Source organism: Escherichia sp. TW09308, from assembly GCF_000208565.1.
Lineage (GTDB): Bacteria > Pseudomonadota > Gammaproteobacteria > Enterobacterales > Enterobacteriaceae > Escherichia > Escherichia marmotae.
The window spans coordinates 3,406,681-3,422,669 of record NZ_AEME01000001.1 but is presented as its reverse complement, the minus strand read 5'-3'; the positions used below and the strand labels follow the sequence as shown (position 1 = coordinate 3,422,669).

The following is a 15,989-nucleotide window of genomic DNA, read 5'->3' as shown; positions in this document are numbered from 1 at the left end:
ATGGTAAACGATACTCTTCTGGCGACAGGCGATCTCACTGCTGAGCAAAGCACAGCCTATCAGGACACTGAATTTGATTCACTGCTGGATAAAGCCTTCCGTCCCAAGACACCTCAGGCTGCAAAGGCTGTTGAGGCTGCAGTTCAGACGCTGGCCCAACAGGCTCTGACAAATACAGTCACCGTCAGTGACGATGCTTACAAAAGTATTGCTACGATTATTGAGCAGATCGATTTCAAATTAACGGAACAGATCAAGCTAATCCTGAGTCATCCGGATTTTCAGAAACTGGAGTCTTCCTGGCGTGGGATGGAACATTTGGTTTACAACACCGAAACCGATGAAAAATTAAAAATCCGCTTTATGAACCTTTCAAAGGATGAATTGCGGAAAAATATGAAGCGTTACAAAGGGATCGCCTGGGATCAAAGCCCCATGTTCAAAAAGCTGTATGAAGCTGAATATGGGCAGTTAGGCGGAGAACCCTACGGTTGTATCATTGCGGATTATTATTTTGATCACACCCCGCCGGATGTGGATCTGCTCGGCTCCATTGCCAAAGTGGCTGCCTCAGCCCATGCGCCGTTTATTGCCGGGGCCTCTCCGTCAGTGTTGCAGATGGACTCCTGGCAGGAACTGGCTAACCCGCGTGATCTGACCAAAATTGTGACCCAAAACCTCGAATATGCTCCGTGGAATTCGCTGCGAAAAAGTGAGGATTCTCGTTACATTGGCCTGACGATGCCACGTTTTCTCTCCCGTTTGCCTTATGGTGCGAAAACAAACCCTGTCGATGAGTTTGATTTTGAAGAAGATGCAGATGGTGCAGACCACAGCAAATATGTCTGGAGCAATGCTGCCTATGCAATGGGCGTAAATATCAACCGTTCTTTCAAACATTACGGTTGGTGTACGTTGATCCGTGGTGTGGAGTCTGGTGGTGCGGTGGAAAACCTACCCTGTCATACATTCCCTACCGACGATGGTGGCGTGGACATGAAATGTCCGACGGAAATTGCCATCTCTGACCGTCGGGAAGCTGAACTGGCGAAAAATGGTTTTATCCCGCTGATCCACCGCAAAAACTCTGATTACGCCGCCTTCATTGGCGCACAGTCGTTGCAAAAACCACAGGAATATTACGATCCGGACGCCACGGCCAACGCCAATCTCTCCGCACGCCTGCCGTATCTATTCGCCTGCTCGCGGTTTGCGCACTTCCTCAAATGTATCGTGCGCGACAAGATTGGCTCGTTCAAAGAGCGTGAAGATATGCAGCGCTGGCTCAATGAATGGATCATGAACTACGTTGATGCCGATCCGGTGAACTCCTCGCAGGAAACCAAAGCCCGCCGTCCGTTGGCTGCTGCTGAGGTAGTGGTGGAAGAAGTGGAGGGGAATCCGGGTTATTACGATGCCAAATTCTTCCTGCGCCCGCATTTTCAGCTTGAAGGATTAACAGGATCGCTGCGTCTGGTGACAAAACTGCCGTCAGTAAAACAGGGAACCGCCTGATTTTTATGAATATTTGAATGAATGATGTCGGGTAATACTCAGGGGGGATATATGGCATATGTTTATGGACTGGTAGATTCATTGCAGGGCACTGAAATGGTGGGAATGGCGGGGGCAGGAGACAGAAAGGAATGTGTGTTCTTGGTTCAGGTATATGCACATGTGGGGCATACCGGAACGTGGAAGCAGGGTCGGAAGGTTTTCGGAGACAAATCGATTCCCAGAGGAACAGCAATTGCGACTTTTGTGAATGGGAAATATCCATCGGGGGACAATGCTCATAAACATGCTGCTTTCTATCTCGAACAGGATGATTCGTATATTTATGTTATGGATCAGTGGACAGGCAAAGCCTCGAATGTATCTGCGCGCAAAATCTCCAGAAAAGGTGGGATGCGCAGTGATGGGACATATCATGATGCCAGTAATAACGCTGAAGCTTTTTATGTTATTGAGTAGAGGATAGATTCAATGGGGACCCGTTTTATTTTTTCTCTGTTATTGGGTTATATGTTGTTTTATTCACAATTTGTTGCAGCGTGGGAAGTCAGTTGCCCCGAGTTTATCAATATAAAATCCTCAACGACAGAACTGGAGTCGGATGTACCTGCATCCTGGCAGGGATCTTCCCGCTATGAACCCCGTCTGTGGCTGGACGGCGTAGGGATGTCGCAGGGAAAACCTGAAAATCGGATAGATCTAAAACCAGAGACAGAGAAAATAAAGGGTGAAACCAGGCAAATATGGGATACCACAATGACCACTAATCAGGATAGTGAGCGTTACTGGGTTTCTTGTATTTATAACCACGGACAGGTTTGGTTATCACAACCAGTACCAGCATCTGCAACACAGTGCCAGGCATCTTCTTTACAGCGTCAGCGGGAACAAGGAGAGTCATTGATATCTGTGATATGTAAATAGACGTAATACATTCAACATGTAAATTAATTAAATACTGGTATCTCATTACCGGAAATTATACAGCCTTCTGTTCTTCTGAAATAAAGGAGAGGGGGTTCTGTACGGCAATGGTTTATCTGCATTCAGCTATGCAGATAAATCAGAGATTATTTTTAAGTAATTCTTAATAAGGAAATAAAAATGGCTTATGACATTTTTTTGAAAATTGACGGCATTGACGGCGAGTCAATGGATGACAAACATAAAAATGAAATTGAGGTGCTGAGCTGGCGCTGGAATATCCACCAGGAATCCACCATGCACGCGGGCAGCGGCCTGGGATCCGGTAAAGTCTCCGTGACTAACCTGGAGTTTGAACATTATATCGATCGCGCCAGCCCGAACCTGTTCAAATACTGCTCCTCCGGCAAGCACATTCCGAAGTCCATCCTTGTCATGCGTAAAGCAGGCGGCAATCCGCTGGAATACCTCAAGTACACTTTTACTGACCTGATTGTGGCTGTGGTTTCCCCCAGTGGTAGCAAGGAGGGCGAGATCGCCTCCCGCGAAAGAGTCGAACTCTCTTTCAGCACCGTGAAACAGGAATACGTGGTGCAGAACCAGCAGGGCGGCAGCGGCGGCACTATCACGGCAGGTTACGATTTCAAAGCTAACAAAGAAATTTAAGCAATTTTTTTCCGGCCAGGTATATAGCCTGGCCGTTATTTATTATTTGATTTTAAAGGAAATTACAGTGAATAAATGGCGTGACCCCGGTTGGCGGTTATGGGCGGTAGCGTTGTTTTTTATCTGCCTTTTGCCCGGGTGCAGCATTGACAGCGACACCGTGCCGGACCTGATGTCACAGCGACTTGATCTGGTGATGAAGGCTTCCGATAAGGTGAACCCAGACAATCAGAAGAAAGCCGCGCCCATAGAGATACGCGTTTATGAACTGAAAAATGATGCAGCTTTCACGGCGGCGGACTGGTGGTCTCTTCAGGACAATGACAAAACTGTTCTTACCGATGATTTACTGCACCGCGACAGCTTTATCCTGCGTCCGGGCGAGGAGAAAAAGCTGCGTCGCTCTCTCAATAAAGAAACCACGGCACTGGGGATCCTTGCTGGCTATCGCAATCTGGGAAAATCGGTATGGCGAGTCACGTATAAAATTCCTGATCCCCCGGAAAAAAGCTGGTACAGCCGCTTTATGCCAAAGAAAAAAGTCGAACTGGATGCCGGTATAGAGCAAAGCGCCATAGTGATTAAAGAACGGGATGAGTAAATTATGAGTTGGAATAACCGGGTCGTCTGGAGTGAAGGGCAATTTTTGCTGCCACAGATGTTTCAGCAGCAGGAACGCTATCTGGAACATGTCATTCATTACCGCAGTTTGCCTCTTTCCCCCTTTTTCTGGGGCTTCAGTGAATACGGCATTGACAGTGAAGCACTGAACATCGGAAAGCTGGTACTCACGAAGGCTTTTGGGGTGTTTGCCGACGGAACACCGTTTAATGCGCCGGGACACACACCACTACCGCCGCCTCTTACCATCCTGCCAGAGCACCTTAACCAATTGATTTATTTGGCGGTGCCAATACGCACACCGAACAGCGAAGAAACCAGTTTTGGCAATAATCCAGAATCGCTGGCACGCTTTTCGGTTCATGAAAATGAAATCCGTGATGCAAACTCATTGGGGCGCGGCGCACAACTGTTGCAACTCAGCCACCTGCGCCTCCGTCTGTTGCCGGAAAAGGCGGTGACGGATGCGTGGATCGGCCTGCCGCTGACACGTATCACAGCATTGCATCCAGAGGGGCGGGTTGATATTGACGAAGATTTGATCCCGCCGGTGGTGAACTATCAGGCAAGTTCACTGATATGTACATGGTTGTCGTGGATCAACGATCTGATCAAAATGCGGGCAAATTCTCTGGCTGAGCGATTGACGGGCAGTGATAAACACGGCCATGAGGCGGCGGAAGTGTCGGATTACCTGCTATTGCAAATTCTCAATCGTTTTGGCCCCTTACTGATCCATATGTCGAAAACGCCGCTGTCGCCTGAAGTGCTCTATCGTAATCTTTGCGCACTGGCCGGAGAACTCTCTACCTACGTGCGTCCGCAAACACGCCGTCCGGAAAAATATAAAGAATATAAGCACCTGACGCCCTATGCCGGGCTGAAATCGGTGGTAGATGAGGTGCAGTATCTGCTAAATGCTGTGCTGATCCGCGGGGCGCAGCGAATCACTCTGGAGGAGGGAACTTACGGTATTCTCAATGCGGTGATTGAACCTACCGAACTGTCAGATTTCAGCTCGTTAGTATTGGCGGTGAAGGCGCAGATGTCCGCCGAAACCTTGCTGCAACATTTTTCGGCTCAGACCAAAATAGGGCCGTCCGAACGCCTGCCGGAGCTGATTCGTTCGCACCTGCCGGGCCTTGCTTTACAGGTGCTGCCGGTGCCGCCGCGTCAGATTCCGTTCCAGTCCGGTTATATCTATTACGACATCCGTCGCGACGGCGTGCTGTGGGAACATATCGCCCGCTATGGCGGCATGGCAATGCATACCGCCGGAGAATTTCCAGGGCTGGAGCTGGAGCTGTGGGGAGTTCGCGATAAATGACCGACGATATTCTGACGCATCCTGCGATGAATACCCAGCCATTCCAGCCATCAGTGGGGGGGACAAAACCACCTGATAATGAAGGTTATGATATCGCAATACAGGACAGCCTTCGCAGGGAAGATATAAAGATGGTGGTTGAAGACGGCCCGGATATGAAACTCCGGCTGGCCGAAATCACCGCTGCCGCTAATCCCCTGCTGGCGGCGGCAAGTCCGCTGCTGTGCGCACTGGCGCAGATGCCCCGTGAACTTGCCCCTGCTTTTGTCGAACATTACCGCGCCCTGCTGGAGCGTGAAGTTCGTCGGTATCAGACGCTGTGCGACCAGGCAAACCTGCGCCGCGAACATGTGTTGGCGGTGCGCTACTGCCTGTGTACGTCGCTTGATGAAGCCGCCAACAACACCACCTGGGGACGACGCGGTGTCTGGGCTGGGAAGAGTCTGCTGGTCACTTTTCATGGCGAAAGTGAAGGTGGCATCAAACTATTTCAGATAATTGGTCGTCTGGCCTCCAGCTTCCAGGAGCACAGCGATGTGCTGGAAATTATTTACCACATTCTGGGGCTGGGTTTTGAAGGTCGCTACAGCGTACGGCCCGACGGACGTAAGCAACTGGACGATATTCGCCAGCAACTGCTGACCCAACTGGTCCAGCGCCGCGATCCGGTCACGCCGACGCTCTCGCCGGGATTTACCGGAGCTGTCAGCGGACGGATGCGCCGGATGCGCCGGGTGCCGGTCTGGCTGAGTGCCGGAATAGCTCTGCTGGTGATGCTGACGTTGTTTGGCCTTTACAGCCACCGGATGAATCTCTCCACCTTAACTGTACAGCAGCATATCGACGCCATCGGTAAACACCTGTCGCCGCCACCGATTCCGGTGCACAAACTGCGACTGAAGATCCTGCTGGCGAACGAAATTGCCCGTGGCCTGCTGACGGTGGAGGAAGATGACCATCACAGCCGTGTGATCTTCCGAGGCGATACGATGTTTATACCGGGGCAGAAAACCGTAAATGATGCGCTCCGCCCGGTGATTGATAAGGCCGCGCGCGAGATTGCGCGTGTGGGCGGTGCGGTGACGGTGACCGGTCACACCGACAGCCAGCCTATCCACTCCGCTGAATTCCCGTCGAATCAGGTGTTATCAGAAAAACGTGCGGCAGAAGTGGCTTCGTTGCTAACGTCCGGTGGCGTTTCGGCCAGCCGGATCCGGGTTGTCGGGAAAGGGGATACCGCACCAGTGGCCGATAACAGCACTAAAACCGGACGGGCGCAGAATCGCCGGGTAGAAATTCTGGTGGTGGAGTGAGAAAAATGAAGAATCTGGACTGCAATGCATCGAATCATTCACCGGTATGGGGCGTGACCGAATTTATTTTCTGGAAATTAGCCCCAAAAAAATGGGGCGAAGGTGTACCTTATGGGCGTTATTTCAAAGATCGCTGGGTGAAACATAACCACCTTCTGATAACGTCGACTGCCAATACATATAATTTGCCAGCGCCTTTACTGGCTGGTGTGTGTTGGATAGAAGTCGGGGGAGAGCCCTGTATTGTAGATATGCTGGCATTTGATGCTCGGACTATTAACTGGAGTGGGCCTGAGTGGATTGATGAACATATCACCATGACTTCGAGACCAGAAAAAACATCTTTTGGTGCAGTGAGTATGCAATTGCGAACCACAGCCAGAACACCTGGGCTTGATGAGTCAAAAATGGATACCTCTCAATTGCGTGAACTGGAAAATTGCCTCCAGCATGATATTTTTAATATTCAACTTGTGGCCAGACATCTTTATCAATTAGCTGAAAGAGATGGATTTCAGTCCTCCTTACCACACCTGACGGAAGAGCAGATAAGAATTATTGGTGCCCGTTATAACCGGGGTATGTCACTTACCCTGGAGAAAATAAAGGAAGATACCAGCTATGGCAATTTTATTGTCAACAACTGGTTGCATTTCTCTCGTTTACTCATCGCCCATTAGGAGTCTTCGTGAGAAGAATAATTCAAATATCAGGATGGTTATTATTCATTATGGGTCTGATCATCATTATGCTTTTTTCCGGGAGTGAGTATCAATAGATGCAGGATATAGATCCTTCAATAACAGCGTTGCCTCAGGGAAATGGGAACAGAGAAATAATCAAAATGTTGATTTATTTTATTTTGATAATTGTTCAGATTGCTCTTTATTTTTTTTCAGTAGCCCGTATTGGACGGATTTTTTCAGCTTGCGGCATTTTGCTATTACTGATTATCGCATGGAGTTCTGAACAATAATGCAAAAATTTCTCAGTCTGCTGTTTTCCCGCCGTGCGCTGGTCGTTGTCTGCGTGGTGGCGTTGGCGCTACTGGTCTGGTTTCTCGGGCCGCTGGTGGCGTTTGATACCCTGCATCCGCTTGCATCCGTGGGGAGTAGGGTAGTCACTATCGTTCTGTTACTAATGTTCCTCGCGCTGTGGCTGGTGAATTGGTCGATGAGCATCATTGGCGTGACGGTTCTGTGCCTGGTTATCGGCTTTGTCTCACCGTTGCTGGCCTTCGGTGACGTTCGCCCGTTTGCGCCGCTGTGGCTGCGTCTGACGCTGATCGGCATGATCCTGCTGAGCTATGCGCTGTATGGCCTGTACCGGCTTTGGCGGGCGTTGCGTCTGGATGAACAACTGCTGCGCCGTTTCTTGCATCCGCGCGGGGAAGACGTACCGGTGGCAGGGGAAATTAAGGCCGATCTGCGCACCGTCAGCCATATTTTCAACCGCGCCATCCGACAACTGAAACAACTGCGTGTGGATCTACCTGGTTGGCGTAAGGTCCTGGAAGGGAAACGCTTTCTGTACGAACTGCCGTGGTTCATGGTTATCGGCAGCCCCGGTGATGGTAAAACCACCGCGCTGCTTAACACCGGGCTACAGTTTCCGCTGGCGGAACAGATGGAGCAGACCGCGCATATCCTCACCGTGCCGGGCGGCGGCACGTTGCACTGCGACTGGTGGTTTACTAATGAGGCTGTGCTCATTGACACCGCCGGGCGCTATGCCCGCCACGATGATGGCGGTGAAATCAGTGCAACCCAGCGCAACGCCGGGGAATGGCAGGGATTTCTGGGGCTACTGCGTAAACACCGTCCCGGCGCGCCGCTGAACGGCGTAATTTTGACGCTGAATGTGGCAGATTTGACCGCACAATCCCCGGCTGAACGGCTGGCTGCCTGTGCAGCCCTGCGTGCGCGGCTGGCGGAACTGCGGGAGACACTGGGCATTCGTTTCCCGGTTTATCTGGTTGTCACCAAAATGGATCTGCTACCCGGCTTTACGGAGTATTTCCGTGGATTGACCAGTCACCTGCGTGCTCAGGTCTGGGGCTTTACTCTGCCATACAGCCGCAGGCGTCACGCCAGTGATTCGCAGTCACTGCATGCGCTCTGTGGTCAGGAACTGGCAAATCTGACGCTGCGGCTGGATCAGGGGATGGATAGTCGGTTGCAGGAAGAGTACGACCTTAAAAGCCGCCAACGGCTCTACCGCTTCCCGCGTGAATTTGCCGCGCTGGGCACGCCATTGCTGGAAGCCATTGAACAGATTTTCCTCGATTCAAAATTCGATGCCACCCAGCTTAACAACACCCTGCGCGGGGTATTTTTCACCAGTGCCGCACAGGCGCAGGCAGACGCCGTAGCAGACCAGACGGGCATCTGGCAGCGTTTTGTCCGGGCAATAAAAGGGAACGAGGAGTCTCCGTCCCATACTCTGCCGGATGGCAACCGAAGCTATTTTCTCCATGACCTGCTGACTAAATTTATCTTCCGTGAAGCGCACATGGTGGAGCCGAACCTTCAGTGGGCCTGGCGTTACCGCCTGCTGCGTACCGGTGGGCATCTGCTGGTACTGGCGCTGGCTTTCTGGTTGTGGCAGGGAATGCAGGGCAGCCAGCAGGGTAACAGCGATTATCTGCATGAAATCACCAACCGGACGACCCAACTGGATGATGACGTCAAAGCCTATACCGGAAAACCCGCCATGCAGCCGGTTCCCGCATTACTGAACCAGGCGCGGGCGCTCTCTGCCTGGCCGGGGTTGGATCCGGACTCACCGCCGCTGGCCTGGCGTTATGGTCTTTACAGCGTCCCTCCGGTGATGGAGAGCGTGGCATCCCTGTATGACCGCCTGCTTGACCAGTTACTGCTACCGCCGTTGGTGAAGCGCATGGAATACGTACTTTCGGATGCGATTGCCCGTCAGGACAGTAAAGCTGCCTATGACGCTCTGCATGTTTATCTGCTGCTGAACCTCGATAAAGACCACGAGGACAAATACAACGCCGCGGAGATCCACGCCTGGGTGTTGAACGATCTGAACAACCGCGACAGCGTGGCGGATTTCGGCGGTCGCGCAGCCGTGCTGGAACATATCGATGCTCTGTTTGACGGCAGTCGCGTGGTGCATTCGCCATACGAAAAAGATGAGGGGCTGATCCGCCTGGCGCGAGCCTTTCTTGACGGTCATACCAGCACCGAGCGTATCTATACTCGTGCACTGGCTTCTATGGAGAGCGAAGCGCCGCAGGAGTTTTCGCTGGTTCGTGCCGTGGGCGCGGATGCGGGAACGGTTTTTGTCCGCACGGATGGTGCGCCATTAGATCGGGGCGTGCCTGGCATCTTCACCCGCGAAGGCTACCGGGAACTGTTCGACAAACGGCTGTCGGAGTTTGTCGCCGCCGCATCAGCGGATGACGCCTGGGTGATGGGGCGCGAAAGTGCGCAAAAAAAAACGACTGAGATTGTAATGAGCCAGTTACCGGGACAGGAACTCCCGATTACCCGTGAAGTCCGTCGCCTGTACCTCGCTGAATATGCCCGCCGCTGGCAGGATTTTCTGGCAAGCATTCACAGCATCAACAGCGCTGGGGAAGACGGCAGCCCCGGACTGGCGTATGACCTTCAGGTGCTGCGTACTCTGGCCTCACCTGATTCCCCGCTGATGCGGCTGAGTAAAGTCGTGGTAGATCAGACCACCCTGGTGCCGCCGCTGGATGCGCAGGCCAGACAAAAGCAGATGGCTCAGCGAGCGCAGGATCGGCTTTCCGGTAATGCGGGGAAAGCGGTACAGACGGCGAAGCTGTTGCAGGACATCCATCCGGAAGAACGTCTGGAGAAAACACTGGTGGATGATCGTTTTGCCGCATTGCGGGAAGTGGTTTCCGGGCGTACGGACAGCGCACAAGGGGGCAGCGCACCACAGCTTAATTCGTTGCTGACGATGCTCAATGAGTATTACACCCAGCTCACCATTGCCGACAGTGCGCTGGCGGCCAGCACATTACCGGGCCGCATTTCGGCGGCGGATAAACTTCAACTGGAGGCAGCAAAACTGCCTGCACCGCTGAAAAATATTCTGCTGGATTTAACACAGCAGGGGACGCGCAAAATCAACGCCGGAACGGGTGAAGTGCTGAATGCGCAAATGGAGGCGGTGATCGGTGATGAGTGCCGTGATGCCATTGACGGACGCTACCCCTTTGCCGACAGCCCACAGGAAGTCAGTGCGGATGATTTTAACCGTATCTTTGCCAGCGGCGGCGTGCTGGATGCTTTCTGGACGAAGCAACTTGCCCCGCTGGCGGACACTGCCAGTAACCCGTGGCGCTACAAGCCGACCGAAGGCAACATGACATTGCTCGGGCCGGATCTGACTACCGTTTCAGGAAGCAAAGCAGATCCGTAGCGTTTTTTTAACGGGGAAGGCGGGAAAAAGTTCTCCTGGGCGATGCAGGTCCGCGTCGTGGATATGGACCCTGCCATCACCGAACTGGTGATTGACATTGACGGGCAGGTGCTGCGTTACGCTCACGGCCCGGTCAGGCCGCTGAAAGTGAGCTGGCCCGGGCCGCGTAATGGCTCAATGGCGGAAATCACCGCCAGCCCGCGCATCCGCCAGGACACCTCGACGTTACTGACTAACGGGCCGTGGGCGCTGTTTCATCTGCTGGATGCGGGTAACGCGCAGGAGACAGCGGTACGGGGAACTCAGCAGGTGGAGTACAGTTTTGATGGGCGGCGGGTGGTGCTGGAGATTACCGCTGGGCGGGATTTTGACCCGGTGAACCGGGGGCTACTGCAACGCTTCGCCTGCCCGGAGAGGACGCTTTGATGCGCCGGGCTACGGCAGTATCGGCTCCGGCGATGTTCGGCAGATTGCCGGACCAGCGGGACTACGTGCGCTGGCGGGTGAGTGCGAACGAAGCGCAGGTGTGGCAGGCATGGCTGAACCAGCAGACGTGGCTGGGACAGGGGCGGCATATTGTTCTGCCGGAAGGAACGGATGCTGCGAAGGCTGGAGCAAACAACGGCTGGATGCACCTGTCACCGCGTGAGAAAAAGACGCTGCCGGAGCACCACCCATTGCCGTGGAGTTTTGTGCTATCGCCGGGGTTTCTCCCCATTGGCGGGCGTGATGAATGGCTGACCGGAGTATTGACCGCATCGCGAGACAGTACGGGCAGACCGTGGCCGCTGGTGATTTATCAGCGTGCCGGACGGGAATGGCTGGAAGAGAGCCTGGATGACACGCAGGGCTGGTTGTACTGGCTGGCGCAGTTGGCGGCAGTATATGTCTCACCACAGACAGAATGCTGCGGGCGGCTGGCAGAGCAGACAGATCAACTGTGGGCGATGTGGCGGCCGGGGCCGCGCTGGGCGCAGTGGCTGCGCGGCTTGCGACGTGTACCGCAGCGTAGCCGGGAACTCACCGGGCTACCGGACGCGCCGATAGTGGAATTGCCTGGTGTGCGCCACCTGCCGTGGCCAGGCTGGCCGGACAAAATGCTGGCGCAGGCGCAGCAGGGGCAAGGCTGGTTCTGGCAGCAGAACAGCGAGGGGCGGTATGTGGATGCGCTGCGGTTGGAGAAAAAATAATGTGCCCACGAATGCTGAGAATAGCTATACAAAAATATGACGATAAACGTGTAGATGGGAAACAAATATACCCCTGAACTTCAAGTTGATTGCTATTTGTTGACTTCAGGCTACCCCAGGTCCCGTCTGCATTGGTGGGTAAGCAATCATCTTCAGGTTTATTGGATATATAGCAATATAAGGAGGTGAACATGGGTAACTCTCATGATGAGGCTATTCAGCAGGCATACGATGCTTATGACGACTTAATGCTGGATAAACGATATATCAGGGACAATGATGCCTGGGGAGATTTAAGAATTGACCGTGAAAATGGTGCAATCTCATTATTTCTGAGATGGAAATATAATTGGATAAAAAGATGGGATGCAAAAACTGATTGGACAGATATGGAGAAAAATACCTTTCATGGGAAAGTTATTTTTGTCATTAATCAAACATGGAATGATAAGATTTTTTTATCCGTTTCTGGGAAGTCTGAGTTTGTCAGTAAGTTTAATGGTAAGGATTTACCTTTCACAATAGAAATAATTCAGACTGATCGTCATGGGTATTGGGATGTAGTGGTGTTTAAAATTGATAATGATGATCCAAATAGTTTTCGTCAGAGTTCCATTGTCTGGAATAGTCGATACGTGGAACTTGACTCTAAAGATATAGTTGCTGCAGCTAAATGTCTTGGTTCATCAAAAGCTTGCCATGAGCAAATAGGGTTGTCTCACGAGCTTGGGCATATTATTGGATATCTTACTGATGAATACTATAGTGATGATGCAGATAAAGCAACTACCCCATTTTCCGGGGATGCCAGTGCGTTAATGAATATTGGTATGGAGCTGCGCTCTCGTTATATGGGAAATGTCATTGAGCGGTTAAATAGAATGGTTCCGGGTTCTAATTTTTTTGTGAAAAGCGTAAAAAAATGAAACTAATATACGCTGTGATTATTTTTTTGATAGTGGGTGGGGCGAAAAATAACATGTCTGATATTCCTGGGCATGCTTATCTGAATGCGAGTGGTGTGTATAATGGAGTTGAAGAGAATGTTCTATTAAATAACTATGGTCAGCCAGCGTATGAATTTATAAAACCTCGTTATAAATTTGTTGGTGAATATTATATAGAAATTGAAAATACCTATCGCTCAACAAATCCTGAATTCAGAAATATCCCCATCAAAGAAATATTTTGGCATTTGCCGGGGGATTTAAATCTGACATGTTTTTTTCATTATAAAGATGGACAGTGGCGGGTTATTTCTTATTTTTTCTGGCCGCCGGGCGCTAAATTCTAATCCGATATTAAAGGAATAAATATCATGAGTTTTGTATCTACGGGTAATAAATCTGGCAGTAATGGTGGGCCAGCCATCACCACGCCGCCAATAGCCGGAGAAAGTAGTGCTGTAAGCGCAGGTTCAGCCGCAACAGATGTAGCTGATGCAGCCGAACAGATGGCAGAACAGGCAGCAGCGGATCTGTTTGGTGCGCTGCCGGAACCATCGGGACTGGTGAAAGCGGCGGTAGCCGCAGCGCAGGCCGCCGCTGCGGCGGCAGGGATCTCGGATATGGCTGGCGCAGTTCAGGATGCGGTGGCGTCGCTTGCAGCCGGTGGACCGGGGGCGCATAACATCACTGTAAGCGGTAGTGCGGTGCCACCGCAGATGCTGTTGTTCGCGGGGATGAATGGTTCGGAAGGGCTTGGAAATCTGTTTTCCTACACTGTGCAGCTTAAAACTCCAGACACCCTGAACCTGGGCTACGTTTCGCCCGCCGCCAATCTGCCGCTCAAGCCGATGGTGGGCAGAGATCTGTGCGTCAGTATCGAACTGGACGGTGGCGGAAAACGGTATATCAGCGGGCTGGTGACCGCTGCGCGGGTAGTCGGCCATGAGGGACGTTCGGTCACGTATGAATTACGCATTGAACCGTGGCTGAAACTGCTGACCCACACCAGTGACTACAAAGCTTTCCAGAACAAAACCGTGGTGGATATTCTCAGTGAAGTACTGGATGAATATTCCTTTCCGGTGGAAAAGCGGCTGGTGGAAAATTATCCGCCCCGCGCCTGGCAGGTACAGTACGGTGAAACTGACTTTGATTTCATTCAGCGCCTGATGCAGGAATGGGGGATTTACTGGTGGTTTGAACACAGTGAGAACAGCCACACGCTGGTGCTGGCTGATGCCATCAATGGTCATAAAGCATGCCCGGACTCGCCGCTGGTGGAGTGGCACCAGGAAGGACTGAAGCTGGATAAGGAGTTTATCCACACCATTACGGCCAGTGAGAAGCTGCGTACTGGAAAGTGGGTGCTGGACGATTTTGATTTTATGAAGCCACGTTCGCTGCTGAAAAGTACCGTAGCTAGTCCGCGCGATACCGGTCATGCTGAATATGAGCATTACGAATGGCCTGGTGATTACTTCACTACGGGAGAAGGTGAGATGCTGACGCGCATTCGTATGGAAGCACAGCGCAGCCCCGGCAGCCGTGTTGGCGGGGCGGGAAATATCCGCACCCTCATGACGGGCTACACCTTCACGCTGATGAATCATCCGACGGCAGACGTTAACCAGGATTACCTGTTGGTACAGACCACGCTGTTTTTACGGGATAATGCGCAGCACAGCGGTCAGAACCAGCATTTTACCTATGTCACCACGTTTGAACTGCACCCCACCTGCGAAGTTTACCGTCCACAGCGAACCCTGAGCAAACCCCACACCAAAGGCCCGCAGAGCGCCATCGTCACCGGCCCGGCGGGGCAGGAAATCTGGACGGATAAATATGGGCGGGTGAAGGTGCAGTTTGGCTGGGATCGTTACGGTAACAATGACGAAAACAGCTCCTGCTGGATCCGTGTCAGCTATCCGTGGGCGGGGAAAGGATTCGGCATGATCCAGATCCCGCGCATCGGCCAGGAAGTACTGGTGGACTTTAAAAATGGTGACCCGGATTTACCGATAATCATCGGGCGCACCTACAACCAGGACACCATGCCACCGTGGGGGCTACCGGGCATGGCGTCGCAGAGCGGGATATTCAGTCACTCGTTAAAGGGCGGGCCGACGAACGGAAACATGCTGCGCTTTGATGACAAAACGGGTGCGGAAGAAGTGAAGTTCCACGCGGAAAAAGACCTGAATACTACGGTAAAAAACAATGAAACGCATACAGTCATGGTCGATCGCACAAAAACCATTGTTAAAAATGAAACCATCAGCGTGGGAGAAGACCGCAATGCCACCATCACAAAAAATGATGGGCTTTCCGTCAAACAGGCCCAAACCATCAATGTCGGAACGACATATCGTCTGGACGTTGTCGATCAATTTACCCTTCGCTGCGGCAATGCAGCGCTTGTATTACACAAGGATGGCTCGATTAAGTTTTGCGGAAAACAACTTTTACTGCACACCAGCGATGTTATGCAACTCATTGGCAGTGGAATTGATATGAACCCGGATGGCGGCAAAGCCATGACTGCGGATGATATTGCCCCGTTACCTACCCCGGACGCTTCTGAATAAAAAATATAAAAGGAATTTTTTCTATGACCAGCCTTTACCGTATTCAGGAGGGCAGCTTTGCCCTGCCTGAAACTTTTCTTGACCGCACCGTCAATATCTTCGTCCCGTCGGGCAATGAGAGAGCATCACCCAGCCTGAATATTTCCCGCGACACGCTCAGGCCAGAGGAAAACCTGACGACCTACATTGATCGCCAGATAGCATTGATGAAAAAAAACCTTGGCCAGCATCGGGTACTTTCGCGGGGAACGGCACTGGCGGGAGCCGGCGAAGATGCCATGACAGGTGAGCAGATCCTCGCCACCCACCGTTCTGGAAAAACAGAAGTGTATCAGCGTCAGGCCGGGTTTATCACCGGGTCAGCAAAGGTACTGGTGTTGACGCTGACCAGTCAGCGCCCTTTTGATGAGCACACCGACCAGCTATGGACTGCATGGTTGACCAGTTTTCAGCCTGCTAAAAACTAAAAAACAGGGAGGTTTTAT

General features: G+C 52.0%; 13 protein-coding genes and 1 pseudogene. All 14 read left to right on the top strand.

Annotated elements, in window-relative coordinates; genetic code table 11:
- The 14 genes and pseudogenes from tssC (at window position 1) to ESM_RS0116185 (ending at window position 15,971) form a co-directional block, all read left to right on the top strand.
- Window positions 1–1,515, top strand: coding sequence for a type VI secretion system contractile sheath large subunit (tssC, locus tag ESM_RS0116255; protein ID WP_000245852.1), 1,515 nt, complete (start codon window positions 1–3; stop codon window positions 1,513–1,515).
- A gap of 51 nt (window positions 1,516–1,566) precedes the next feature.
- Complete coding sequence (locus ESM_RS0116250; RefSeq protein ID WP_000332236.1) at window positions 1,567–1,974, top strand: BPSL0067 family protein; 408 nt, start codon at window positions 1,567–1,569, stop codon at window positions 1,972–1,974.
- 12 nt (window positions 1,975–1,986) lie between these two features.
- Entirely contained in the window at window positions 1,987–2,439 is a 453-nt protein-coding gene (locus ESM_RS0116245; RefSeq protein WP_000537223.1) for an STY0301 family protein, read from the top strand.
- 180 nt (window positions 2,440–2,619) lie between these two features.
- Window positions 2,620–3,105 (top strand): Hcp family type VI secretion system effector, encoded by a 486-nt coding sequence (locus tag ESM_RS0116240; RefSeq protein WP_000312805.1) that lies wholly within the window; start codon window positions 2,620–2,622, stop codon window positions 3,103–3,105.
- A gap of 67 nt (window positions 3,106–3,172) precedes the next feature.
- Window positions 3,173–3,706, top strand: coding sequence for a type VI secretion system lipoprotein TssJ (tssJ, locus tag ESM_RS0116235; protein ID WP_001045927.1), 534 nt, complete (start codon window positions 3,173–3,175; stop codon window positions 3,704–3,706).
- Between the two features lie 3 nt (window positions 3,707–3,709).
- Window positions 3,710–5,053, top strand: coding sequence for a type VI secretion system baseplate subunit TssK (gene tssK / locus ESM_RS0116230; protein ID WP_000118766.1), 1,344 nt, complete (start codon window positions 3,710–3,712; stop codon window positions 5,051–5,053).
- Entirely contained in the window at window positions 5,050–6,366 is a 1,317-nt protein-coding gene (gene tssL / locus ESM_RS0116225) for a type VI secretion system protein TssL, long form (protein ID WP_000128884.1), read from the top strand. The genes tssK and tssL overlap by 4 nt, the downstream gene beginning before the upstream one ends.
- Before the next feature lie 5 nt (window positions 6,367–6,371).
- Window positions 6,372–7,046 (top strand): hypothetical protein, encoded by a 675-nt coding sequence (locus ESM_RS0116220; protein ID WP_000792641.1) that lies wholly within the window; start codon window positions 6,372–6,374, stop codon window positions 7,044–7,046.
- A 295-nt stretch (window positions 7,047–7,341) separates the two neighbouring features.
- Window positions 7,342–11,208, top strand: a pseudogene (gene tssM / locus ESM_RS01000000125080) (type VI secretion system membrane subunit TssM).
- A complete protein-coding gene (locus tag ESM_RS0116205; RefSeq protein ID WP_001250469.1) occupies window positions 11,208–11,972 on the top strand; it encodes a TagF domain-containing protein in 765 nt (254 codons plus the stop codon). The pseudogene tssM and the gene ESM_RS0116205 overlap by 1 nt, the downstream one beginning before the upstream one ends.
- 191 nt (window positions 11,973–12,163) lie before the next feature.
- The gene (locus tag ESM_RS0116200; protein ID WP_000528402.1) at window positions 12,164–12,898 is read left to right on the top strand and encodes a hypothetical protein; all 735 of its coding nucleotides are present in this window, start codon (window positions 12,164–12,166) and stop codon (window positions 12,896–12,898) included.
- Window positions 12,895–13,266, top strand: a complete 372-nt coding sequence (locus tag ESM_RS0116195; RefSeq protein ID WP_000767837.1) for a hypothetical protein — start codon at window positions 12,895–12,897, stop codon at window positions 13,264–13,266. The genes ESM_RS0116200 and ESM_RS0116195 overlap by 4 nt, the downstream gene beginning before the upstream one ends.
- A gap of 24 nt (window positions 13,267–13,290) precedes the next feature.
- Window positions 13,291–15,504: a type VI secretion system Vgr family protein gene (locus ESM_RS0116190; protein ID WP_000011507.1), complete on the top strand. Its 2,214-nt coding sequence runs from the start codon at window positions 13,291–13,293 to the stop codon at window positions 15,502–15,504.
- Window positions 15,505–15,527: 23 nt separating this feature from the next.
- A complete protein-coding gene (locus tag ESM_RS0116185) occupies window positions 15,528–15,971 on the top strand; it encodes a DcrB-related protein (protein ID WP_000203117.1) in 444 nt (147 codons plus the stop codon).
- Window positions 15,972–15,989 lie beyond the last annotated feature (18 nt).

Bases quoted from the DNA above. Each gene is read 5' to 3' on its own strand.
- ESM_RS0116250 (WP_000332236.1), top strand. From the start codon at position 1,567: ATGGCATATGTTTATGGACTGGTAGATTCATTGCAGGGCACTGAAATG.
- ESM_RS0116205 (WP_001250469.1), top strand. From the start codon at position 11,208: ATGCGCCGGGCTACGGCAGTATCGGCTCCGGCGATGTTCGGCAGATTG.
- ESM_RS0116240 (WP_000312805.1), top strand. From the start codon at position 2,620: ATGGCTTATGACATTTTTTTGAAAATTGACGGCATTGACGGCGAGTCA.
- ESM_RS0116190 (WP_000011507.1), top strand. From the start codon at position 13,291: ATGAGTTTTGTATCTACGGGTAATAAATCTGGCAGTAATGGTGGGCCA.
- ESM_RS0116200 (WP_000528402.1), top strand. From the start codon at position 12,164: ATGGGTAACTCTCATGATGAGGCTATTCAGCAGGCATACGATGCTTAT.
- tssL (WP_000128884.1), top strand. From the start codon at position 5,050: ATGACCGACGATATTCTGACGCATCCTGCGATGAATACCCAGCCATTC.
- ESM_RS0116220 (WP_000792641.1), top strand. From the start codon at position 6,372: ATGAAGAATCTGGACTGCAATGCATCGAATCATTCACCGGTATGGGGC.
- ESM_RS0116185 (WP_000203117.1), top strand. From the start codon at position 15,528: ATGACCAGCCTTTACCGTATTCAGGAGGGCAGCTTTGCCCTGCCTGAA.
- tssC (WP_000245852.1), top strand. From the start codon at position 1: ATGGTAAACGATACTCTTCTGGCGACAGGCGATCTCACTGCTGAGCAA.
- ESM_RS0116195 (WP_000767837.1), top strand. From the start codon at position 12,895: ATGAAACTAATATACGCTGTGATTATTTTTTTGATAGTGGGTGGGGCG.
- ESM_RS0116245 (WP_000537223.1), top strand. From the start codon at position 1,987: ATGGGGACCCGTTTTATTTTTTCTCTGTTATTGGGTTATATGTTGTTT.
- tssK (WP_000118766.1), top strand. From the start codon at position 3,710: ATGAGTTGGAATAACCGGGTCGTCTGGAGTGAAGGGCAATTTTTGCTG.